The organism is Dyadobacter sp. SRI_021 (genome assembly GCF_057586235.1).
In genome coordinates this window covers 35,062-57,645 of sequence record NZ_JBYCZM010000004.1, presented here as the reverse complement: position 1 = coordinate 57,645, position 22,584 = coordinate 35,062, and the positions used below count along the sequence as shown (strand labels likewise).

The following is a 22,584-nucleotide window of genomic DNA, read 5'->3' as shown; positions in this document are numbered from 1 at the left end:
CAAATAAACCAATCCGATGCAAAATGCAATGCGCAAAAAAGCCGCGCTCTATTCCAGAACGCGGCCCAGGGTGTGCATAGGTATCGTTTATTTCTTCCCGGCGAACGAGCGCAGCATCCAGGTGTTCTTTTCTTTGAACTGCATGAAACGGTTGACCATATCGTTGGTACCATCGTCGCCGGCTTCTTCGGTGGCGGAAAGCAGCTCGCGTTCGAGGCTGATGAGCTTCCCGAAATCGTCAAGTATGGCGTCCACCATGTCGAGGTCCTTCATGCCGATCGTATTGATTTCCTTGATTTCAGATTCGTTGATGTAATCTATAAAACGGCTGTGCGGCGGCTTGCCCAGGGTCAATACCCGCTCCGCGATTTCGTCGATCGTTTCCTGCGCGTTGGTATACAACTCTTCGAATTTCACGTGCAAGGTAAAAAAGTTTTGCCCTTTGATATTCCAGTGGCAGCCTCTCAGTTTCTGGTAATGGATATGGTAGTTGGCGAGGTAGTCATTCAACAGATCCACAACGGGTTTTACGTCAGTTTCGCTCAGACTGATTGCTTTGGCATCCATAGTAAATAGGGTTGAGATTGACATTGTTTCCGGTAATCCTGTCATCAAAATCATACCAACGGATCAGAAATGGCGCATTGTTGCGTTAAAAGTTGCGGATGATGGCTTGTCGGCGCCCGGATACAGGTTTCTGTTGTCGAAATACTGTCCCCAGGGGCCGGCAGGCACGATCCTTGAAGTACTTTTTTATACCCATTAATCCCATCCATTTATGTTTCTCAACAAGTTAAAATCCATGAAAACGCAGGCCATCCTTATTCTCGCACTGGCGTTTTCGGCCCCTTCTTTCGCACAGAACAAAGAGGAAGATAGAATAAACGCCGCCACGGCAGTATTAAGTGATTTCAACGGCATACAAATCCCGCCGCAGCTGATTGAAGCCTCCAAAGGCATTATCATTATTCCCAGGATGATCAATGGCGGACTCATCGTCGGCGGAAAGCATGGCAAGGGCCTCGCGATGGTAAAACGCGAAGACGGCGAGTGGAGCGATCCCGTGTTTGTGACCATTACAGGCGGTAGCGTAGGCGCGCAGATCGGCGTGCAGGCGGTGGACCTGGTATTGGTTTTTAAAAGCGATAAAACGCTGATGAATATCGAAAAAGGCGACTATACGCTCGGTGGTGATGTATCGGTAGCCGCCGGGCCAGTCAGCAAAAATGCCTCTGCTACGACCGATTACAAGCTGGAAGCGGAAGTATATTCCTATTCACGTGCCAAAGGGCTCTTCGCCGGCGTGACCGTCAACGGCGCTATGCTCGATGTCGATGTCAGGGCTAATACAGGCCTTTATGGAAGTAAAGCCACTGTCAAATCTATCTTTACGGAGTCAAACATTTCATCCAAGGCAATCGACGATCTACGCGAAAAGCTGGATGATTTCAACTAAATGCCGTTATGCCATCCACAGTCGTTGCACAGATGATCTACAACGAGGAGAAGCAGACTTTACGCATCGTATATGTCTCGGGGATGGTGTATGATTACAAAAACGTCCCCTGGGAAGTGTACCAGGCCATGAAAGCCTCGGGCTCGAAGGGGACGTTTTTTAATAAGCATATTAAGGGGAATTTTGAGTTTGAGAAGGTGGAATGAGGAATGAGTGACCGGGCCGCCGTAGCGATAAGTGATTGAGTGAATAGTCAGGTATTGTCAAGAGTTGTCAGGTATTGTTTTTAAACACCGCAATGACTATTCCTGACCATCAATGACTACGTATGACTATTTAATCATTTAATCATTTTCCTTTACTTTGTGATATTTCCAGTTGGATATATCGCTCGCATCGCGCTCATGAAAAGACTTTTTACCGCGTTAGTTTTAATACTGCCATTCAAACTTAGGGCTCAAAGTCAGTCTGACTCCCTGAAAGCGCGTTCGCTCGATGAGGTCGTGGTGACGGCTTCTCGGGTGATCGAAAGCATTCTTGTGTCGCCGGTGAGCGTGCAGAAAGTGAGTGCCAAAGCTACTGCTCTGGCGCCTGCATTGTCGTTTTTCGATGCATTGGAAAATGTGCAGGGCATGCATATGATCACGCCTTCGATGGGTTTCAAGGTGTTGAATGCGAGAGGGTTTTCGAATACGACCAACGTGCGTTTCGCGCAGCTGACCGATGGAATGGACGTGCAATCACCGCATATCGGTGGCGCGATCGGCAATGCACTCGGGCCTACGGACCTGGATATTGCAAGCATTGAGATACTGCCTGGTACAGCTTCCGCATTGTATGGGATGAACACCGTAAACGGCCTGGCCAATTTTTTTACCAAAAACCCATTCAATTCCGAGGGGCTGTCGATCCAGCAGAAAACGGCCGTCAATCACCTGAACGACAGCCATAGCAAGGCCAGGCCGTTTACCGAAACAACCCTTCGTTTTGCCAAAGTCATTACTCCCAAACTGGCATTTAAAATCAACGGAGCCTTCACAAAGGGCTACGACTGGATTGCCTCTGACGAGACCGAGCTGAACGGCAATGCCAACAACAGTACGCAGCTGTTCGGCGCAGACAACCCGGCGAGTGATCCCGTGAACAAATATGGTAATGAAAGCTCCAACCGCAAGACCGTTACACTCGACGGCAAGCGCTACGTAGTGAGCCGTACAGGTTACCAGGAATCCGAAGTGGTGGATTATCATTTGCACAATATCAAAGGCGACCTGGGCCTCTATTATAAAGTGGCGCCCGGCGCGATGCTGACCTACACCTATCATTTTGGCCTGCTTGATAATGTATACCAGCGCGCCAACCGGTTCCGGCTCGAAAACTACCTCGTGCAGCAACATGGAATTCAATACCAGTCGGCTTCGGTGCAGGCCAGGTTGTATGTCAATTCGGAGAATACCGGCCGCTCTTACAACCTGCGTTCAATGGCCGAGAATATGGATCGCAGCTACAAATCCGACAACGAATGGTATGCCGATTTTAGCAAGGGGTTCAACAGTGCCGTCACCGGCGGAGTAGCGGTACCCGATGCAATGCGGCAAGCCCGCGTTATCGCAGATGCGGGCCGATATACGCCAGGCACGGATGCCTTCAATGCGCAGCTGCGCAAGTTACAGGACATCAACAACTGGGATCTTGGCGCCGCATTGCGCGTGAAGGCGGATTTTGTGCACGCCGAAGCGCAGGTAAGCCTCACCGAAAAGTACCTCAAAGCCTGGAAGGACCAATACGGGCTCGATATTCTCCTCGGTGCCGACCACCGGACTTATATCATTGTGCCGGACGGCAATTATTTCGTCAACCCAGAGCCGGGAAAGGATGGCAAGAACATTACTTATGGCAAAACAGGTGGATTTGTTTCTTTGAATAAGGAATTATTTCAGAAACAAATACGCCTCGGTGTGATCCTGAGGATGGACAAGAACGACTATTTCAAAACAACATTCAATCCGCGCTTATCGGCCGTTTACAGCCCGGCGCACGACCACAATATCCGTGTTTCATTCCAGACGGGCTATCGCTTTCCGAGCATTTTCGAGGCATATAGTAATGTCAACAGCGGTGGTGTGAAGCGGGTAGGAGGGTTGCCGGTGATGTCGCAGGGCATTTTTGAGAATGCCTGGCTCGCCAATTCCATTGCCAGCTTCCAGCAGGCTGTTTTGAATGAAATCAATCAGAATGGCCTCACGCAGGATGCCGCGATTGAGAAGAATAAGGGTTTGCTTAAAAAGAACCCCTACACCTACGTGAAACCCGAACACACCAAAACGTGGGAAGCGGGTTACAAAGGGCTTTTCTTCGATCGGGCATTGTTTGTGAATGCAGATTTGTACTTCAACCGGTACAGCAATTTTATAGCACAGACCAACATGAATGTACCGGTATCGACCGATGCGGCCGCTATCCCGCACGATCTGTATGACAAGGCCCGTCAGTCGCAATACCGCATGTACACTAATTCGCGCTCGATCATCAACAACTACGGTTTCAGTGTAGGGATGAATTACCAATTGGAAAAGAAATGGGTTTTCGGGCTTAACACTACGTTCGCCAAACTGAAAAATGCTGAAAACCAGGACGGCCTCGAAGACGGCTTTAACACACCGAGATGGATATGGAACGGCTCTGTTTCCCGTACCAATTTACTCGATCGCCTCGACGCCACGGTTTCGTACAAATGGCAGTCAGGTTACTATTCGCAGACTTTCCTCGTAACCGGCAACGTCCCGTCATACAGCAGCCTCGACGCGCAGGTGACCTACCGCGTTCCCAGGCTGAAAAGCCAGGTCAAAGTGGGCGCGAGCAATTTGCTGAATAAATACTATGTCTCGTTCCTCGGCGGACCGTCAGTTGGGGGAATGTGGTACGTTACGGTTGCTTTTAATGTTGAATGACTGAATGACTGAATGACTGAATGAATAGTAAGGAATTGTTATGGGAAGTCATTATACTCTTGAAAAATCATTCATAGTCATGCGGTTTTGGGGCACCTGCCGAAATGGATTCTTTAAATAGTTGAGTAAGGTTGAATAATTGCCTCAGACAAGAAATTAATCCATTCACTCATTCACTCATTCAATCATTCACTCATTCAAAATTAGAATCATATGTTCCCTTTCCGCATTTCGGCCACGGCATAATCCGCCGCCCGTGCGGTGAGCGCCATGTAGGTCAGCGATGGGTTTTGTGTGGCGGTGGAAGTCATGCAAGCGCCGTCGGTGACGAACACGTTGGGGACGTGATGCATCTGGTTCCATTTGTTGAGCAGCGAGGTTTTGGCGTCCTTACCCATTCTGGCGCCGCCCATTTCGTGGTTTTCGCTACCGGGGTTACGGTGGGTATCGGAGGTTTTGATGTTTTTGAAACCGGCCTTATCGAGCATTTCGCTGAGTTCGGTGTAAAAATCTTTGACCATTTTCATGTCGTTGTCGTCAAACGACACATTCATGCGCAGCTGAGGAATACCCCAGTCGTCTTTCAGGCTGTCGTGCAGCGTCACGAAGTTGGATTCTTTGGTAACCACCTCACCCATCATTTGGGCACCGAGCGACCAGCCGCTTTCATCCGGAGCGAACAGGCTGGCTTTCAGCGATTCGCCGAGGCCTTCATTCGCATTCCCGATTTTGGAAGCTGAAAACGAGGCGGCATATCCGCGGAGGAAATCGGTTTCCTGCTTGAAAACGTTGCGGAAACGCGGAATATAGGCGCCATTTGGCCGACGTCCGTCGGTGGTGCGGTCGTGGAAGCCGTCGAAATCGGCTGTAATGCGGCCGCGGTAATTGTGAAAACCGATGAATTTGCCCAGCATCCCGCTGTCGTTGCCCAGCCCGTTAGGGAAACGGCTCGATTTGGAATTGAGTAAAATCAGGTTTGAGTTAATGGCTGAGGCATTTACGAAAATGATTTTGGCATAAAACTCGGTCATTTCCTTTGTCTGCGCATCCACCACACGCACGCCTGTGGCGCGTTTTTTCTTTTCGTCGTAAATCACCGAATGTACCACCGAGTGCGGTCTTAATGTAAGATTGCCCGTTTTCTCGGCCCAGGGTAATGTGGCTGCATTGGTACTGAAATACCCGCCGAACGGGCAGCCCCGCTGGCACATATTGCGGTGCTGGCATTTGGCGCGGCCTTGCTGGGTATGGATCGGCTGCGGATCGGTGATATGAGCGGCGCGGCCGATGATCACGGGCCGCGTGCCTTTGTAGTTTTTCGCGGTTTTGTCGCTGAAATGCTTTTCCACGCAGCTCATTTCGTGCGGCGGCAGAAACTCGCCGTCAGGAAGTTGCGGCAGGCCATCCTTGTTGCCCGAAATACCCGCAAATTTCTCCACATAGCTGTACCACGGCGCGATATCCTTGTAACGGATCGGCCAGTCGGTCGCAAAGCCGTCGCGCGCCGGGCCTTCGAAGTCATAGTCCGACCATCGCTGCGTTTGCCGGGCCCACAGCAGCGAGCGGCCGCCTACCTGGTAGCCGCGCATCCAGCTGAACGGCTGGTCCTGCACATACGGGTGCTCATAATCCTTCACAACGAAATGCATCGCATCTTCCCGGAAAATGTAATGTTTGCTGGCCATCGGGCTTGCCTCCCTGACTGCCAATGGCGGCAATCCGCGGTGCTCGAACTCCCAGGGCATCATATTCGTAGTAGGATAATCTACAATATGCTTCACGTCGCGTCCGCGCTCAAGCACGAGGGTTTTCAATCCTTTTTCGGTTAATTCTTTCGCCGCCCAGCCGCCGCTGATCCCGGTTCCCACAACAATCGCATCGAAAGTTTGCGCCTTTGCGGCGTCGATATTGAAATAGCTCATATTTTAATGACTGAATGACTGAATGACTGACCGGGTCGCCGGAGCGATGAGCGAATGGCTTGGAAGAGTCATTTATAGTCAGGTGTTGTCAGGTATTGTTTTTAATTGGTATTGCTATTAATGACTACACCTGACTACAAACCCCTATTCTGAACAATAAATGGCTACACCTGACCACAAATGACTATTCTTGACTACACCTGACCATACCTGACTACAAATGACAACTCTTGACCACACCTAACTATTCGCTCATTCCATTCCGAAACAGCCCCGGAAGTAATTTATTGTGCAGCAGCAATCGCCAGGTGCCCCAGTCGTGCGCGCCTTCGCCGCCGATGAAATAATCGTGTTTGACACCCACTTTATCCAAAGCTGCATGCGTGGCTGCCGATCTTTTCCCTACAAAGTCCAGTTCTCCGCTCCCGAGCCCCACCAGCAGGTAGTCAACCTTGTCTTTGATTTTAGGATCGCTGAAAAATGCGGGATTCAACTGCTCAGGTTCCAGGTCGCCCGCGCTCAATATCCCGAAAGAACTGAACAAATCTATCGCATTGAAACCCACGGCTTCGGTATGTCTGCCACCCATCGAAAGTCCGGAAATAGCACGCCGTTTCCGGTGTTTCACAGTGCTGTAATGCGTATCTACGAAAGGTACAATCTGTTTGCGCAGTTCTTCTTCAAACAACTTGTAGGTCTTTTCGAGGTGTTTGGGATCGTTGCGGTGAATGACCTGGTTGTTGGGCATCGCGATGATCATCGGCACGATTTTTCCCTCCGCCAGCAAGTTATCCGCAATCAGATTGGCCCGCCCGTCGAGCATCCAGCCGGAAGCCAGCTCGCCACTGCCACCCAGCAGGTACAGAACCGGGTATTTTTTCTTAGAATCATAGCCAGGCGGGGTGTACACAAACATTTCCCGTTCACCGTTCAGGACGTCGGAATGATAAATGTGCCTGGTAGTGCTGCCGTGCGGCACCGGGCGTGCGTCGTAATAAGCGGGCCCGCTCCCGTGTACGACGAGGTTGCTGTACCCGGGCTGGTTCGAAGCGCCCGTAAGCGTATTGTTAGGATCGGCCACTGCCACGCCGTCGATCAGGAAGCGGTACACGTAGATATTCGGGGTTACCGGGCCCACGGTCAGCGTCCACAGCCCCTCGTTGTCTTTTGTGAAAGGGATATTGGCTTTGCTTTTCAAGGCCAGAAGAATCGGCCCGCCCGTCAGTTCTACTTTCTGCGCATCGGGCGCTTTAAGCCGGAATGTTACAGTATGATTATCTTTCACCTCCGGGGAAATGACATTTCCGCCGTAAGGCACCAGCTGCTCGGTGTTTTTCTGCGGCGCCCAGTCGAGGTTGACGTTCGCTTGCTGGGCTGTTGCAAGCAGCGGAGCCGTCAGCAGGGAAGAAATAATGAGGTATTGCTTCAAGGGTTTCATCTGGAGTTGCATTTCGAAAGAAAGACGAGGAAATGGGTTGGATACTCTACTCTGGAGGAAGTGATTTGCCGATTGTATATCCAAAGGCACCAGTTGAGAATCGTATAGAGAGGAACGGTTGAGTTGGGTTTAATATGCCTTAGAAATAGGTTTATTCATCCTCCAAACTTAATACTCATGAAAAAGTTTTTATTTCTCTCTCTGTTGGTGAACTGGTTTAATGTATTGGCGCAAGATGAGCGGCGGATCCTGAATGGTCAGGAGTATCCGATCTGGTACAGCAGGACTAAGGTGTTGGTCAAAAGATAATGTGACTGTGGAGTTTGCTAATACGGCATTGCCGGCCGCCATGCCGTCTAAAGTTGAACTGTTTTCAGAGAAGTCTATCGCGCCTGTCCGCTCAGTTGTGATCAAGGAAATCTATGATAAGCGAGGTTTTCGAGAAGGAAACAAACTTGACCTTAACGTATCAGACCTGCCTCGCGGTACCTATTATTTACATGCGACGAAATCGGAAAACTTAAATGAGAAGGTAATGAAGTCGAAATTAATCCTTGAATAACCGACGAATGGCTGTGAAACTAACACTATTACTTTCGACGCTGTCAATTTCCTCACTTTTGCTGCCGGTTGTGGGCAAAGCACAGGTTGTCAAGAACTGGAATCTTGGTGTTTCCGGATCGACGGGGAGAAGCTTTTACAATAGAAAATACTACGATCAGCCAGAGGTTCCACCGGGAAGAATAGCGCAACTAAAATCCAATTATTTATGGGGAGGAACTATATGGGCAGAAAAATATTTGAACCGTCACGTCGCCGCAATTGGAGAACTTCGCTATACTGAAGTAGATGTCCCCAATAACATGCTCTGCGAGTGCAGCTACACGGGAGCTGTAATTTTGCAGGACGAGAAACATTATTGGGGCTCTGTGGGAGTGGGGCTGAGATATTATTTAAATCCAAAGTCGCCGGTCTCTTTTTTCTTCGATACAAAGGCAGATGCCGACTGGCTGATCCTCGCGAAAGAAAAAATCAATGATAAAACGTACCATCATTGGAACGCAATGGGATATTCACATTTGGCGCCGAGTCTGTCGTTCGCTTTTGGTTCCAAATGGAAACGGTTGGCCCTAAGTTTCGGAGTATACAGCAATGTGACCCGTACTATGGTTCGGAATCCAGGTGTTCATAACCGGGTGCACTACGCAATGAAAACCGGCATAATGTCCAAAGGTTTCTTTGGAAAAGTCGCCATTACGGCATTTAGATTACGCTAACAAACCGAAAGATGAAATTTGATTAGTACTTCCGATAGCGATTTTTGTCCCATGTTGTTTGTGTTCGCCTGCGGGCGATCAGCATAAGCGAGGCATGGATTTAGGCATATTTGCATCTACCGGCAGGAATTTCTACGACAAAAATACTATGATCAACTGCAGTTAGCACCGGGGTGGGAGACAAATTTCAAGACGAACTATTTATGGTCGCAGGAGTGTGGGCGGGGAGCTATCTAAGCCCACATTTCTCGGCTCTAACTGGGTTTCGGTTCACGGAGGAAGACGTGCCCGAAAATATGCTTTGTCAATGCAATACTGTTTTGGAAGTCCAGGGCACGGATGAAAAGCATCTTTGGACTACGGTCGACGCTGGATTGAGATATTACATTAAGTCCGTTTCCAAATTATTGTTTTTCGTGGACGGTAGGGCTGAAATAGATTGGCTGATTGCCGCGCGGACAAAAAGATATTTTATGGACGAGGATTTGACCCGGACGTACATGAATTGGAATGCGTTTGGTTACAAACGCTTTATTCCCGGAGTTTCACTTTCATTAGGCGTAAAAATCGATCGGTTGATGTTGAGCATTGGCGGAATGACTAGCCTAGGCAGATCTATGATACGCAATCCAGGAACCTACAATCAAGTTGGCCATCCAATTAAAACCGGCTTTTTCGGCAAAGGATTTTTTGTAAAAACCTCATTCACATTAATCAAACCCAAATAACCTCTTAGTCAGACCACCGGAAAACCAGCAAGGCTACCTCGGTATGGCAGTCGGCGTAATTTGAAAACAATGCCTCACGCCAGAATATCCTTCACCAGTTTCCCGTGAACATCGGTCAACCGGAACCGCCTGCCCTGGAATTTGTAGGTGAGCCGTTCGTGATCGACGCCCATTAAATGCAGTAGGGTAGCGTGGAAGTCGTGGACGTGTACAGGATCTTTGATGATATTGTAGCTGAAATCGTCAGTTTCTCCGTAACTGATCCCGGATTTGACGCCGGCACCGGCCATCCACATCGTGAAGCAGCGCGGGTGATGATCACGGCCATAATCCGTGGCGCTGAGCTTGCCTTGCGAATAAACGGTCCTGCCGAATTCCCCGCCCCAGATCACAAGGGTGTCGTCGAGCAGGCCGCGGCGTTTCAAATCCATGATCAATGCGCCGGTGGCCTGGTCGGTGGCTTGGCATTGCTGGGCAATAGCCTTCGGCAGGCCGCCATGCTGGTCCCAGCCCTGGTGGTACAGCTGCACGAATTTGACGTCTTTTTCGAGCAACTTGCGGGCCAGCAGGCAGTTGGCCGCGTAGGTGCCCGGGTCGCGGCTGTCGGGGCCGTAGAGTTCAAAAACATCATCGGGCTCGGCGGAAGTATCCATTACATCGGGCACGGAAGTTTGCATGCGGAAGGCCATTTCATACTGCGCAATGCGGTTATTGATCTCCGGGTCGCCGTATGCGTCGTTTTGAAGCTGATTCAGTTTGGAAAGGTAATCGAGCATTTCCTTCCGGTCATGGCCGTCGTAACCTTCCGGGTTGTTCAGGAAAAGTACCGGATCCTTGCCCGAACGGAACTGCACGCCCTGGTGCCGCGATTCGAGAAAGCCATTTCCCCACAAGCGTGCGTAAAGCGGCTGGTCTTTCGGGGCATTCTTGGAAACCAGTACAATGAAAGTGGGCAGGTTGTTGTTGTCGGTACCGAGCCCGTAACTCACCCAAGAGCCGATCGAAGGCCTGCCCGGAAGCTGGTTGCCCGTCTGAAAAAAGGTAATGGCCGGGTCGTGGTTGATGGCCTCCGAATAAATGGATTTCACAATGCAGAGGTCATCGACCACCTTGGCTGTATAAGGCAGCAGCTCGCTTACCCAGGTTTTGGTTTTGCCATGCTGGTTGAAACCGTAAATAGACGGAGCCATGGGCAATACGCTCTGGCTGGCGCTCATTCCCGTAAGCCGCTGGCCTTTCCGGACAGAATCGGGCAGGTTTTGGCCTGCCATCTGGATCAGTTTGGGTTTATAATCAAATGTTTCGAACTGGGATGGTCCGCCGGCCATGAACAAATACACCACCCGCTTAGCTTTCGGGGCGATGTGGGGTAATGCTTTGAGTATTTCGGATTCCAGGTCGCCCGAAGGTGCCGCTGCTTGCCGCGATGCGGAACCATACAGCCTGTCGAGCCCGAAAAGTGACCCCACGGCCATGGCACCCAATCCGAGGGACGTCTGGGTGAGGAAGCGGCGGCGGTCCAGTTTCCGGTGCAGCTCGTTGAACTCGGGCGTATGCAGGCGGAACTCTTCTTCGTGATGGTGCTGCATGGTTATCGTTTGGTTAAGGCGGCGTCTGAATTGAGTATGGTGCTCGCTACCACGCTGTTGGCGGCAAGCAATGCGGGATCGAGCGTTTGATCGGCCGTATACTGGCCGGTATGCAGCCAGCCCTCAGCCTTTTTGGGATCTTTCCGGAACTTGTCTTCCTCCACTTTCCGCAATGCCAGCAGGAGGTCTACCTCCTTCACAGGCGGTTTGCGGCCAGTGAGCTTGCGGTAGGCGGCGGTAATAGACTGCCGCGCGTCGGGAATGCGGGTCATTTGCTCACCCATTACACGCATGGCTTCCACGAACGTCGGGTCGTTGAGCGTTACCAGGGCTTGCAGTGGCGTATTTGTTTTTTGCCTGCGCACGACGCAGAAGCTTCGCGAAGTAGCGTCAAACGTTGCCAGCGTTGGGTTTGGTACCGAGCGCTTCACGATCACGTACAGGCTCCGGCGGTACACCGCATTGCCCGAATCGGGCGTGTAAGTAGTGTTGTTGATCGACCATAACCCTTCTGGTTGGTAGGGTTTTACACTCGCGCCGCCAATTTTAGTATTCATCAGTCCGCTTGCCATCAATGCATTGTCGCGGATCATTTCAGCTGACATTCGATTGGCGGGCCCCCGTGCGTACAAGCGGTTTTCAGGGTCACGCTCGCGTATATCCCTGCTCGTGCGGGAGTCCTGGCGGTAGGTCGCCGACATGACGATCAATTTATTCAGTTTCTTTACATCCCAACCCGATTCGCGGAAGGTCACCGCCAGCCAGTCGAGCAGTTCCGGATGGGTAGGAAGCTCGCCCTGGTTACCGAAGTCCTCGGTCGTTTTGACCAGCCCGGTACCGAAGAAATTCTGCCAATAGCGGTTCACGGCCACGCGTGCGGTCAGCGGGTTATCCGGGTGCGTGAGCCATTGCGCAAGCCCGTAGCGGTTTTTGGGCAGGTTTTTTGGGAATTCCAAAATCGAAGCCGGTGTCGATGGGAACACTTTTTCGCCCAATGCGTCATAATTCCCGCGGAGCAGGATGTGCGCTTGTTTGGGTTTGGGCATTTCCTGCATGACCATCAGTTCACGGATCTGTTCGGTAGAGTCCGAGAGCTGCGTGCGGGCATCGCGCAAGGCTGTGCGCGCCACCGCCGTCGTAGGATCGACCGCGGAAATGTAATAGCTTTTCAATGCACCGGATTCTGCCGAGGTTAGTTGTGCGGCACTTTTGGCGCCCACGGTTGACCAGGATGATTTACGGGCGAGTATGGCCGTTTCAAATGGCGTTAATTCGCGGTTATAGACGGTAATGTCATCCACCTGGGCATTTTTTAACCCAAAACCCCGCCACCACGCGCCGATCTGCAAACCGGGCTGAACGGAAGATTTAAACAGGATATCCTTGGTCAGCTGGTCCATCGTAGTCTCCATTGCGGCTTCCTGCCCGTTTAGATACAACTTGAATCCGGCGGCTTTGGAGGAGCCATCGTAGGTGACTGTGAGCTGTACCCATTGTTGTTTCGGAATGGGCTGCTTGCTGACCCTCGTGAGCGCGTCCGACGGGGCCGTATGCGCCATATTCAGTTCGAGGTGGTCGTTTTTAAGATATAAATGATAGCCCCGAAAATTGTAGAGTCGTTCCGCCTGACTTTTGTGCAGAATCACGCCTTCATGCAGTTCTTTGGGGATGTTTACCCAGATCCCCACGCTGAATGGCTCCGATTTACGGAACACGCCGTTCTGGCCAAGGTCGAGGTACACATCGCCATCGAGCCGGAGTGACTTGCCATCGGACTTCGCTACAAATTCCGGATCGCCGCCCGGAGAGCCTGCCTCCCGTTTCATCACGCCTGTTTCTCTGGTGTTCACCGCGTTGCGAAGTGAGCCGTTCTCAAAGGTATAGTAAGCCTGTAAACCGGCCTTTGGCAGTGGCTCTTTGGTCAGGTTCCGGTATTTACCGTCATTCATCCATTGTTTAAAACCGGTTTCTGCATTACGCTGGGCGGCTGCAAGCTGCTGCTCTTCGGTGTTGATCCTGGTTTGGATAAACCGGAGCATTCGCTCTTGTGCTGCGGTCGGCAACAGCATGGTAGGGGTGGGTAATGCATCGTCCCAGGAGATTTGTCCGGCTTCTTTTACATTATTAAAGAAGCTGAACAGCTCGTAATAGTTTTTCTGGGAAATGGGGTCGTATTTATGATCGTGGCATTTGGCGCAGCCTATCGACAGGCCGAGGAACGCATCACCGAAAGTGTTGGTACGGTCCACCACGTATTCCGTCTGGAATTCTTCCTCGATAATGCCGCCTTCCATGTTCTGCTGGTGATTGCGGTTGAAAGCGGTGGCGATGCGCATGTCCTTCGTCGGGTTGGGCATGAGATCGCCGGCGAGTTGCCAGTGGATGAATTGGTCGTAATGCATGTTTTTGTTGAATGCACTGATCACCCAGTCGCGGTACGGCGACATATCCCTTAGCCTGTCAACTGTATAACCATGCGAATCGGCGAAACGGGCGAGATCGAGCCAGTCAACGGCCATTTTTTCGCCATAATGCGGCGAGGCCAGCAGCCGGTCGACTTGTTTTTCGTAGGCATTCGCCGAATTGTCTTTTAAAAACGCATCCGTTTCTGCCAGCGTCGGCGGAAGGCCGGTGAGGTCCAGCGAAACGCGGCGGAGCAATATTTCTTTTTCAGCCTGCGCCGAAGGTTGCAATTTTTCCTCTTCCAGTTTTTGGAACACAAAGTGGTCGATCGGGTTAACTGCCCGGTTATCATGCCGTGTTTCGGGCACATCCGGCTTTTCGGGCTTTACGAATGCCCAATGCGGCTTGTATCCGGCACCTTCGTCTATCCACCGGATCAAAATGGCCTTCTCACGTGCAGAGAGGCTCAGGTGCGACTCGGGCGTGGGCATGACGTAATCCGGATCGGAGGACATGATGCGATGGAAAAATTCGCTATCGGCCAGATCGCCGGGATCGATGGCGGTAAGTCCGGAGTTTTTGGAGACTTTATGAAATGCGGATTCGGGCATGTCGAGCCGTAGCCCGCCTTTCTGCTTCGCCTTATCAGGTCCGTGGCAGGCAAAACATTTGTCGGAAAGTACGGGCTTTACATGTTGGTTGTAATCCAGCTTATCGGGCAGCGCTTTCATCGCAACCTCTACATCCTCGGGCAGTTCGGGGGTACACGAAAAGAAATGCCCGGTTAGCAACATCCACAGAGTGAAAAACTTAATATGCCTCATATCAAATGATACCCTTTAAAACTCTTCCCGGCTTCCTGGTTAAAAGATAGCAAAAGCCGCCGGCTGTACCGTTATACGCTTTTTTGTCGATGTTTTGTTCAGTGATGGAGCCGCGCAGGCTTTGCGGTACTGAAAAGCCGCCTTGCTAGCGTGAAGAGTTATTGATTTTGTGTAAAAATACAATGGGTAAGTTCAAAAATATGATCGCGGATTGATGTAAAATGATACTCCGTTTGCATAGCCTGTGAGGCAGGTCTGGATGATTTGGCCGGGATGGCTGCGAGGAAAGAGAGAAGAGGAAAGAAGAGGAACGTCGGGGGTTGAGTGTTGGGGAGTCAACGGGCTATTGCTCTGTAATCGCCGCCGGGTCGCTGTTTCGGATGGACACGCGAATGTCCTCGATCTGGTGGTGATTAAGCCAGCGCCGGAAGTCCAGTGCGTGTTCGGGCTGGTGGTGGATGATCGCCCCGTTGGTCAGCATCAATGTGAACGTGCTGTACGCCTGCAGAAACTTGCAGACCTCCGTGGAGTGATATTCGAATCCTGCAAAGTAAGGTTTAGTGTAAGACATAGGCCGATTTAATTAACTTCTGGTTGCCTAAATTTAAATACATCGCCTATCGGTCGAAGAATTTATTGAGCAATGTTTCGGAATTACTTATTTAACGGCTCTACAAGTTATTGTATGGAGAAAAGCCTTTACGGAATATGCATATTGTAGACTTTCACAGCAATACTTGTACAGCGGAGGGGCCATTGTAAAATTATCGCGGCACAGCTCTTTTCATGGCTGGCATTATTTCTATATTTGGGTGCTCAGGGTTCGGAAACCGGGTCCGTATTAAATTCAATTTTTAACCTAAAATACATCAACAACATGCGTTGGCAGGATTTACGCAGAAGCAGCAACGTGGAAGACCGCCGTGGAATGTCCGGCGGGGGCAAAGTTGCATTGGGTGGCATAGGGGTAATCATCGTGGTCGCTATCGGGCTGCTTACCGGTCAGGACCCGCAGGAAATACTTTCAAACATTCAAGGCGCACAAACCGAACAAGCCGAAACCCGGCAGCCAGGGCCACGCCCGGACGACAAGACGGCGGATTTTGTATCGGCTGTGTTGGGAAGTACCGAAGATGTATGGACGCAGATTTACGCACAGAACAATGCCGAATATGAAAAACCGGTGTTGCAGATGTTCTCAAATGCTACGCAAAGTGCCTGCGGCGGGGCATCATCGGCCATGGGACCATTCTATTGCCCGGCTGATCATAAGGTTTACATTGATCTTACTTTTTGCGATGAGCTGCGCGACCGGTTCAACGCGCCCGGCGAATTCGCGGTGGCGTACGTGGTGGCGCATGAGGTAGGGCATCATGTGCAGAACCTGATGGGCATTTCGCAGCAAGTGCAGGAGCAGCGGAGAAGGCTGAGCGAGGCCGATTACAATAAGCTGTCCGTTAAATTGGAATTACAGGCCGATTTCCTCGCGGGTGTGTGGGCTAACCACGCCAATCAGATGGATAAAATCCTCGAACCTGGTGATTTGGAATCCGCGCTCACCGCCGCGAACGCTATCGGCGACGACAAGCTTCAAAAAGAATCGCAGGGCTACGTGGTGCCGGACGCCTTCACGCACGGTACCTCGCAGCAACGGATGTATTGGTTCAAGAAAGGCTTCGAAACCGGCGACCTCGCTCAGGGGCGTTTCCAGGACATCCGGTAAACATGAGCTGTTAGTCACTATTTTCGTCCTTAATACCTTTCAACAATGCATAAATGGCCATCGCGTGTCCCTGGCCGAGGTCATAATCCATTTTGAGCCATTGAACAATGTCGCCAGCCTTCGTGCTGGCTTTTATTTGTCCGTTGGCGGTGAAGCCTTTTTCCTCAGCAAGTTTCCGGAAATCATCGGGGCCTTTGCCGGTTTTGGCGAGAATGGTTTTGAGGTATCCCTGGAATGACATATGGTTTTCGGTTGGTTTTAGCAATTATAAGCACAAAATATACGGTATATTGATTCACAGCAAAGGTTTGTTTGGTTTAGGTATTGTTGTAGTTTAATATGCAGGGATTTTCACGCTCCCTATTAAATGCTCTATCAGAATATTCTTCTCATCGATGATGACGAAGATGATCAGGAAATCTTTCTGGCGCGCTTGAAAGTACCCGAAAACCGGTTCGCTGCACTGTCCTGGACAGCGCCAGGGAGGCTTTAAACGGATTCACGGTGGTGAACTCAATGCCGATCTTATTTTCCTAGATCTCAACATGCCCCTTATGAACAGGCAGCAATTTTTGACGGAAATTAAAAGGGATGAAAACTCCGCGAAATTCCGATCGTGATTCTGTCCACCTCCTGCTTTTATAATGATGCATTCCGCCCGAGCCTGGGCGCCGAAGGTAAACATCCGCGCCTGGAACGAAAGGGAAGGAAGTATGCCCGAAATCTGGGACTTTATTGGAAGGGGTTAAAACGAACGGTGAGCCTGCCTTTCTAAGTGAGCATCCCTGTTTCGCGCCTACCACTATTTGCAGGTCAGCGACAATGGCATGGGCTTCGAGCAGGTTTATGCCGAGCAGATTTTTGAAATTTTTCCAGCGCCTGCATGGCAAGAAGGATTTTGAAGGGACGGGTATCGGGCTGGCTATGTGCAAAAAGATCCTTCAAAACCACCACGGACATATTTACGCCACTTCGACGGAGGGCCACGGGCTCACTTTCCATATTTTAATACCTGAAAACCAGTCTTGTTTTGCTGATTCGTCGACACTTTGACCCCAGTCGTCGATTTCCATCATCTTCTCCAAGTGCCTATCAGTATACGTATTTTGATTTCGCCTTTAAAGAATATTTAATCTTTAAATTTTGCAAATATGACGCAATCGATACGAAGTTGTTTATCGGTCTTACTGGCCGTGTTGTTTTGTGCGTACGAAGCAGCCGGGCAGGATAGGCGTGTGAAGGGAAAGGTTACAGATGAATCCAGTGCGGGTATACCTGGCGTGAGCGTGCTCGTGAAGGGTACCAACAACGGTACCAATACCGATGCGGACGGGAATTTCAGCATTGCATTGCCTGCCGGTAATCAGGTGTTGACCGTATCATCGATCGGTCATGTGCCCCAGGACGTTAACGTACCCGCTGGTATGACCGAAGTGATAGTCAAGCTGAAAGCGGACGTAAAAAGCCTCGGGGAAGTGGTGGTAACGGCACTCGGGGTCCAGCGCAGCACGCGAAATGTCGGCTATGCTGTGCAGCAGATCGAGGGCGGGGGTATTCAGGAGGCGCGGGAAGTGAATTATATCAATTCCTTGCAGGGAAAACTGGCCGGCGTGCAGATCGGCGGCAACAGCGGCTCTATGGGCGGCTCGTCGCGGGTGACGATCCGGGGTTTGAAATCTATCTCGGGGAATAACAATGCGCTGTTTATTGTCGATGGCGTGCCGATGGCCAACATGAACCTGAACTCGTACGGCGTTACGGGCGGGCAGGGGACTGGCGGTGGCGGTTATGATTATGGTAACCCGGCACAGCTCATCAATCCCAACGATGTCGAGAATATTTCGGTATTGAAAGGCGCGGCGGCAACGGCACTTTACGGTAGTCGTGGACAGAACGGGGTCATTTATATTACCACCAAAACCGGCAAGGGCTCAGGCAAGCTTTCTTTGAATTATGACTTGAACATTCAGGCTGATCAGGTATCGCTGTTGCCCAAATTTCAGAACCTCTACGGGGGCGGGGGAAGTTCGAGTTTTACAAAATTATATGTCAATCAGAACCCGTCGGGCTTCCTGCCGGGTGGTGGCACTTACGATGACGGCGATGGCAAGGGCCGTTACGACCTCATTCCCGACTACGGTACCGACGAATCGTGGGGGCCGAAGATGGAAGGGCAGCTGGTGCGGCATTACTGGTCGTGGGACCAGGACCGTAACAACCCGAATTTTGGTAAAACAGCCCCGTGGAGCCCGCATCCCGATAATGCGAAGGATTTTTTCAAAACCGGCGTCACATTCTCGAACAACCTCTCGGTCGCCAGTAGCGGCGACAACGGATCGATCCGTTTTTCGGCAGGGCAGACCAGGCAGAATTTCATCTATCCGGGCAGTAACCTGAACCGTTTTTTCATCAGTCTGAATACAGTCTACAAATTCACCGACAAGTTCACATTCAGCGGGGGGATCAACTATGTGAATGACCATTCCAAAGGCCGGCCGGGGACGGGTTTCTTTGGCAACAACCCAATGCTGTTTTATGTGATGTTCGGGCAGCGGCAGATCGACGATGCTTACCTGCGCAATTACAAATATGCCGACGGTACGGAGCAGTCCTGGAACCGCACGGCCTGGAATATCCAGAAACCTGCATTTACCCAAAATCCCTACTGGAACCAGTACGAAAACTACAATACCGACCAGAATAACCGGTATTTCGGGAATGCGGGGCTTACCTACAAGCTCACTGACTGGCTCTCTGCCGATGTACGCGTTTTCTCCGACTACCTCAACCACCTCGACGAGGTCAGGAGCGCGAAAGGCTTTTTTGTAGGGTCCTATGCCAAACGGGTGGTGGTTAATAATGAAAACAATTACCAGGGAACACTGAACGTGAACAAAAGCTTTGCCGACTCGAAGTTCACATTGGAGGCAGTGGCCGGGGGGAATATATTGAGGATCAAATCGAGTACCGACGCCGGAACTACAAATGGCGGGTTGCAAAATCCGATGGTATATGTGTTGCAAAACTCGGTGACGCCTGCTACGGTTTCCAATTCTTATGGAAATAAGCAAATTAATTCCGTTTTCGGCTCAGTGACATTGGGCTATAATAAATTCCTTTATCTCACTGCCACCGGTCGTAACGACTGGGCTTCGACCTTGAAGCAGACCGGTAATTACTCGTATTTCTATCCGTCGGTGGCCGGTTCGTTTATATTCTCCGACCTTGTTACCGGCGCCAAATGGCTCACGCTCGGGAAGGCGCGCTTGTCATATGCACGCGTGGGGAACGATGCCGATCCGTACTCGGTGTCAAGGTATTATGATTATGTAGCGCCATTTGATACTTATCCTTTGCAAAGCACTTCGGACAAGCTTTTTAATAGCAGACTTAAACCCGAACTGTCGTCGGAAACGGAAGCAGGCGTAGATTTCAAATTCTTCAATGACCGCCTCGGCGCGAATTTTACCTATTATAACCGCAAGACCAAGAACCAGATCTGGAATGTGCAGATCCCTTCCGAGAGCGGGTTTACTACCAAAGTTGTGAATGGCGGAACGGTGCAGAATAAAGGTATCGAGCTCACATTGTCTGCTACACCTGTACAGACTACTAATTTCAGCTGGCGGGTAGGGCTTAATTTTTCCAAAAACAAGAACATTGTCCTCGACCTGAACAGTACCGGCGATAACATTGCAGGCATCGAACGGTTCATTATCGGTACCGAGCGCCGTACGAACAAGGTATCGATGGTGGCCCAGAAAGGAATGTCTCTCGGCACTATGCTGGGCACGGATTACGTATACGACTCGAAAGGCAACAAAACCGTGGCCGACAACGGGACTTACAATGTGACACCCACGCCGGTGATCATCGGGGATGCCAATCCGGATTTTATCGGAGGCTTGTCGAATATGCTGAGCTACAAGAATTTTTATCTGTCGGCATTGGTAGATTTTCAAAAGGGGGGTGACTTTTTTTCGTATACCAATTTGTACGGAAACAAATCGGGGATGCTGAAAGAAACAGCGGAGAATGGTATCCGCGAAAACGGCGTGGTGAATCCGGGCGTGAAAGCCGATGGATCGCCTAATGACATTGTGGTGCCCGCCCGGACCCACTTTAATGCTGATGGTGGTAATCGCATCAGCAGGGCTAATCTTTATGACGGCAGCTACATTTACCTCCGCGAGGTGCGGCTGGGCTGGTACCTGCCCGACAGCTGGGCACAAAAGATCCGTATGCAGGCATTGCGTTTGACACTTACGGGAAGGAACCTCTGGCTGATCAAAAGCAATGCGCCGAATGTCGACCCGGCCAATATTACTAATTCCATCAGTAACCAGATCGGCTTTGAAGGCGGTGCATTGCCGGCCGTGCGCAGCTATGGTGTGAACTTGAATGTTACTTTCTGATCCGATTTTAAATCGAATGATATGAAAAACAAGATATTACTACTGCTTGCCATCCTGCTGGGCTTCACAGGATGCGACAACTTCGAATCGCTGAATACCGACCCGGCGCGGTCGAGTGAAACACAGCCGGAATTCCTGCTTTCCAATGCCGAAAAGCGTGCGAGCGACCTGATGTACGATTCCTATTTCAACGGGCGGATCGGGATGGAGCTTTCGCAATACTGGATGGGCACCGACAAGACCTCCGACGGGCGTTTCCTGTTCACCAATGACGGCCTCTGGGCAGGACTTTACGCCGGTCCGCTGATGGATTTGAAAGAGATCAGCAACTATTACGACCGCCATCCGGCAGAAAAAAGCGCGCATACCCTGGCCGTGGCCGAAATCCTGAAATCCTGGATTTTTCACGTGCTTACCGACGTTTACATCGATATTCCTTACACACAGGCATTGCAGGGCGAGGATATTCCGCAGCCCGTGTTCGACCAGGGAAAGGATGTCTATACTGCATTACTCAGCTCCCTGAAAACGCAGATCGATGTGCTTTCGGGTACGTCTTCCGGCGTGATACGCGGGGATATCATCGCCAAAGGAGACGTACAGCAATGGATCCGGATCGCGAATGCATTACGTATGCGCATTGCGATGCGTATGGCCGACGCAGCGCCCGCGGAAGCGAAGACGGTGATTGAAGATGCTGCCAAGAATACGCTGACCGGCACTGCCCAGGATGTGTATTTTCCTTACAATGTGGCTACTACGACCAACAGATTCCCTTACAATGATGTGGAACGCCCGCTGGTGGAGTTTGCGGTTACATCCACGCTGGTGGAATACCTGCAATCGGTTAATGATCCACGTTTGCCAATTTTTGCACGCCCTGACGAAACCAATGGCAAATACATCGGTAAAGTGTATGGTACCGAAGCCAATTCACCGACGATGATCGGCCTCTCGAAGCCGGGCGTAATTGCTTACAGTGGTTCGGCAAAGGGTTATATGATCACTTTTGCGGAGGTTGCATTTATCAAAGCGGAAGCTGCCGCACGCGGAATGAATGTGGGGAGCGACACACCTGAAACGCTGTACAACGAGGCCGTGAAGGCGTCGATGGCGCAATGGGGCATTACCGACGCGAAAGCTGTGGAAGCTTACCTGAAAGCCGTGCCCTACACAGCGGGGACCTGGAAAAACGTGATCGGTACCCAGAAGTGGATCGCCATGTATATGCAAGGGTTGCAATCGTGGCTGGAACGCCTGCGGCTCGATCCGAAGAAGCCGGATGGCACCGCGCTGTTTATCCCTCCGGCGTCGGGTAGCCTCGATCCGGATGTTACCGATGTGCCCAAACGGTTGAAATACCCCAGCAACACACGCGCCAGCAATGCACAAAACAGTGAAAGTGCTGCCAAGCGGATAGGGGGTGATACTCAGGCGGTGAAGAACTGGTGGGACGTCCAGTGAAAATTAAGATTTTGTTAAAGCATCCTCTATCTTGATTCGGCTCCTTACCTTTGGCGCCGAATTAAGTTTGGATGTGAGATGACGCACGAAAAAATATTTGTTTTAGAAACCGGAAGAGCCGTGAAAGTAAAAGTAGAGGGCGTATTAGCCGACGACCTCTCGAAAGTAAGTATCCAGGTCGATGTTTTGATTAAAGATCCGAAAGAAGAGGAGTTCAGGCCGCCCATTGGCCTGACGCACCCGAAGTACTGGAAATTGAAGAACCTCGAACCTGAGAAAGCCAGTGCGTTGCAAATTCAGTACAGCGGCGTACACCGTAAGCAAATCAGGAAAACCATCCGGGAGTTTGACAAATTGCATGCTTTGGAGGTACAAGATTAACCCCTTTTCAGTA

At 50.9% G+C, this 22,584-nt stretch carries 18 protein-coding genes; 11 read left to right on the top strand and 7 right to left on the bottom strand.

Annotation, left to right across the window (positions count from 1 at the left end):
- Positions 1 to 87: 87 nt before the first annotated feature.
- Positions 88 to 567 carry a Dps family protein gene (locus tag AC2YIT_RS13215; RefSeq protein WP_430845927.1) on the bottom strand — a complete coding sequence of 160 codons (480 nt, stop codon included), beginning with the start codon at positions 565 to 567 and terminating at the stop codon, positions 88 to 90.
- A 235-nt stretch (positions 568 to 802) separates the two neighbouring features.
- Between AC2YIT_RS13215 and AC2YIT_RS13210 the strand changes: the two genes are divergently transcribed.
- From AC2YIT_RS13210 to AC2YIT_RS13200, 3 genes are all read left to right on the top strand, one after another.
- Entirely contained in the window at positions 803 to 1,456 is a 654-nt protein-coding gene (locus AC2YIT_RS13210) for a lipid-binding SYLF domain-containing protein (protein ID WP_487279461.1), read from the top strand.
- Positions 1,457 to 1,464: 8 nt separating this feature from the next.
- Positions 1,465 to 1,662, top strand: a complete 198-nt coding sequence (locus AC2YIT_RS13205) for a KTSC domain-containing protein (RefSeq protein ID WP_487279460.1) — start codon at positions 1,465 to 1,467, stop codon at positions 1,660 to 1,662.
- Positions 1,663 to 1,860: 198 nt separating this feature from the next.
- The gene (locus tag AC2YIT_RS13200) at positions 1,861 to 4,407 is read left to right on the top strand and encodes a TonB-dependent receptor (protein ID WP_487279459.1); all 2,547 of its coding nucleotides are present in this window, start codon (positions 1,861 to 1,863) and stop codon (positions 4,405 to 4,407) included.
- A 209-nt stretch (positions 4,408 to 4,616) separates the two neighbouring features.
- Here the strand turns inward: AC2YIT_RS13200 and AC2YIT_RS13195 are convergent, their stop codons facing one another.
- Both AC2YIT_RS13195 and AC2YIT_RS13190 read right to left on the bottom strand, forming a co-directional pair.
- Positions 4,617 to 6,329: a GMC oxidoreductase gene (locus AC2YIT_RS13195; protein ID WP_430845931.1), complete on the bottom strand. Its 1,713-nt coding sequence runs from the start codon at positions 6,327 to 6,329 to the stop codon at positions 4,617 to 4,619.
- A gap of 244 nt (positions 6,330 to 6,573) precedes the next feature.
- The gene (locus AC2YIT_RS13190; RefSeq protein WP_487279458.1) at positions 6,574 to 7,767 is read right to left on the bottom strand and encodes an alpha/beta hydrolase; all 1,194 of its coding nucleotides are present in this window, start codon (positions 7,765 to 7,767) and stop codon (positions 6,574 to 6,576) included.
- Between the two features lie 177 nt (positions 7,768 to 7,944).
- Between AC2YIT_RS13190 and AC2YIT_RS13185 the strand changes: the two genes are divergently transcribed.
- The 3 genes from AC2YIT_RS13185 (at position 7,945) to AC2YIT_RS13175 (ending at position 9,772) form a co-directional block, all read left to right on the top strand.
- Positions 7,945 to 8,076 carry a hypothetical protein gene (locus tag AC2YIT_RS13185; RefSeq protein WP_430845933.1) on the top strand — a complete coding sequence of 44 codons (132 nt, stop codon included), beginning with the start codon at positions 7,945 to 7,947 and terminating at the stop codon, positions 8,074 to 8,076.
- Between the two features lie 260 nt (positions 8,077 to 8,336).
- On the top strand, positions 8,337 to 9,044 hold the full coding sequence (locus tag AC2YIT_RS13180) for a hypothetical protein (RefSeq protein WP_487279457.1): 708 nt from the start codon (positions 8,337 to 8,339) through the stop codon (positions 9,042 to 9,044).
- Between the two features lie 203 nt (positions 9,045 to 9,247).
- Positions 9,248 to 9,772 carry a hypothetical protein gene (locus AC2YIT_RS13175; protein WP_487279456.1) on the top strand — a complete coding sequence of 175 codons (525 nt, stop codon included), beginning with the start codon at positions 9,248 to 9,250 and terminating at the stop codon, positions 9,770 to 9,772.
- A 74-nt stretch (positions 9,773 to 9,846) separates the two neighbouring features.
- On the opposite strand, the gene AC2YIT_RS13170 is transcribed toward AC2YIT_RS13175, so the two are convergent.
- From AC2YIT_RS13170 to AC2YIT_RS13160, 3 genes are all read right to left on the bottom strand, one after another.
- Positions 9,847 to 11,361, bottom strand: coding sequence for a DUF1501 domain-containing protein (locus tag AC2YIT_RS13170; RefSeq protein ID WP_430845936.1), 1,515 nt, complete (start codon positions 11,359 to 11,361; stop codon positions 9,847 to 9,849).
- Positions 11,362 to 11,363: 2 nt separating this feature from the next.
- Positions 11,364 to 14,588, bottom strand: a complete 3,225-nt coding sequence (locus tag AC2YIT_RS13165) for a DUF1553 domain-containing protein (RefSeq protein ID WP_430845937.1) — start codon at positions 14,586 to 14,588, stop codon at positions 11,364 to 11,366.
- 343 nt (positions 14,589 to 14,931) lie between these two features.
- Positions 14,932 to 15,159, bottom strand: a complete 228-nt coding sequence (locus AC2YIT_RS13160) for a hypothetical protein (protein WP_430845938.1) — start codon at positions 15,157 to 15,159, stop codon at positions 14,932 to 14,934.
- 306 nt (positions 15,160 to 15,465) lie between these two features.
- Here AC2YIT_RS13160 and ypfJ point away from each other — a divergent pair, with 306 nt between their 5' ends.
- Positions 15,466 to 16,311, top strand: a complete 846-nt coding sequence (gene ypfJ, locus AC2YIT_RS13155; protein WP_430845939.1) for a KPN_02809 family neutral zinc metallopeptidase — start codon at positions 15,466 to 15,468, stop codon at positions 16,309 to 16,311.
- A 10-nt stretch (positions 16,312 to 16,321) separates the two neighbouring features.
- Here the strand turns inward: ypfJ and AC2YIT_RS13150 are convergent, their stop codons facing one another.
- On the bottom strand, positions 16,322 to 16,552 hold the full coding sequence (locus AC2YIT_RS13150) for a DUF4287 domain-containing protein (protein WP_430845940.1): 231 nt from the start codon (positions 16,550 to 16,552) through the stop codon (positions 16,322 to 16,324).
- Between the two features lie 620 nt (positions 16,553 to 17,172).
- Here AC2YIT_RS13150 and AC2YIT_RS13145 point away from each other — a divergent pair.
- The 4 genes from AC2YIT_RS13145 to AC2YIT_RS13130 all read left to right on the top strand — a co-directional run bounded on the left by AC2YIT_RS13145 (position 17,173) and on the right by AC2YIT_RS13130 (position 22,571).
- Entirely contained in the window at positions 17,173 to 17,364 is a 192-nt protein-coding gene (locus tag AC2YIT_RS13145) for an ATP-binding protein (RefSeq protein ID WP_430845941.1), read from the top strand.
- 98 nt (positions 17,365 to 17,462) lie between these two features.
- Positions 17,463 to 20,726: a SusC/RagA family TonB-linked outer membrane protein gene (locus AC2YIT_RS13140; RefSeq protein ID WP_430845942.1), complete on the top strand. Its 3,264-nt coding sequence runs from the start codon at positions 17,463 to 17,465 to the stop codon at positions 20,724 to 20,726.
- 21 nt (positions 20,727 to 20,747) lie between these two features.
- On the top strand, positions 20,748 to 22,190 hold the full coding sequence (locus tag AC2YIT_RS13135) for a SusD/RagB family nutrient-binding outer membrane lipoprotein (protein ID WP_487279455.1): 1,443 nt from the start codon (positions 20,748 to 20,750) through the stop codon (positions 22,188 to 22,190).
- Between the two features lie 120 nt (positions 22,191 to 22,310).
- Positions 22,311 to 22,571, top strand: coding sequence for a hypothetical protein (locus AC2YIT_RS13130; RefSeq protein WP_309985027.1), 261 nt, complete (start codon positions 22,311 to 22,313; stop codon positions 22,569 to 22,571).
- Positions 22,572 to 22,584: the final 13 nt, after the last annotated feature.

What these genes read in the sequence shown, in the direction of transcription:
- AC2YIT_RS13195 (WP_430845931.1), bottom strand. Translation starts at nt 6,329, where the DNA reads ATGAGCTATTTCAATATCGACGCCGCAAAGGCGCAAACTTTCGATGCG.
- AC2YIT_RS13190 (WP_487279458.1), bottom strand. Translation starts at nt 7,767, where the DNA reads ATGAAACCCTTGAAGCAATACCTCATTATTTCTTCCCTGCTGACGGCT.
- AC2YIT_RS13180 (WP_487279457.1), top strand. Translation starts at nt 8,337, where the DNA reads ATGGCTGTGAAACTAACACTATTACTTTCGACGCTGTCAATTTCCTCA.
- AC2YIT_RS13185 (WP_430845933.1), top strand. Translation starts at nt 7,945, where the DNA reads ATGAAAAAGTTTTTATTTCTCTCTCTGTTGGTGAACTGGTTTAATGTA.
- AC2YIT_RS13160 (WP_430845938.1), bottom strand. Translation starts at nt 15,159, where the DNA reads ATGTCTTACACTAAACCTTACTTTGCAGGATTCGAATATCACTCCACG.
- AC2YIT_RS13135 (WP_487279455.1), top strand. Translation starts at nt 20,748, where the DNA reads ATGAAAAACAAGATATTACTACTGCTTGCCATCCTGCTGGGCTTCACA.
- AC2YIT_RS13215 (WP_430845927.1), bottom strand. Translation starts at nt 567, where the DNA reads ATGGATGCCAAAGCAATCAGTCTGAGCGAAACTGACGTAAAACCCGTT.
- AC2YIT_RS13140 (WP_430845942.1), top strand. Translation starts at nt 17,463, where the DNA reads ATGACGCAATCGATACGAAGTTGTTTATCGGTCTTACTGGCCGTGTTG.
- AC2YIT_RS13205 (WP_487279460.1), top strand. Translation starts at nt 1,465, where the DNA reads ATGCCATCCACAGTCGTTGCACAGATGATCTACAACGAGGAGAAGCAG.
- ypfJ (WP_430845939.1), top strand. Translation starts at nt 15,466, where the DNA reads ATGCGTTGGCAGGATTTACGCAGAAGCAGCAACGTGGAAGACCGCCGT.
- AC2YIT_RS13165 (WP_430845937.1), bottom strand. Translation starts at nt 14,588, where the DNA reads ATGAGGCATATTAAGTTTTTCACTCTGTGGATGTTGCTAACCGGGCAT.
- AC2YIT_RS13150 (WP_430845940.1), bottom strand. Translation starts at nt 16,552, where the DNA reads ATGTCATTCCAGGGATACCTCAAAACCATTCTCGCCAAAACCGGCAAA.
- AC2YIT_RS13175 (WP_487279456.1), top strand. Translation starts at nt 9,248, where the DNA reads ATGGTCGCAGGAGTGTGGGCGGGGAGCTATCTAAGCCCACATTTCTCG.
- AC2YIT_RS13210 (WP_487279461.1), top strand. Translation starts at nt 803, where the DNA reads ATGAAAACGCAGGCCATCCTTATTCTCGCACTGGCGTTTTCGGCCCCT.
- AC2YIT_RS13200 (WP_487279459.1), top strand. Translation starts at nt 1,861, where the DNA reads ATGAAAAGACTTTTTACCGCGTTAGTTTTAATACTGCCATTCAAACTT.
- AC2YIT_RS13170 (WP_430845936.1), bottom strand. Translation starts at nt 11,361, where the DNA reads ATGCAGCACCATCACGAAGAAGAGTTCCGCCTGCATACGCCCGAGTTC.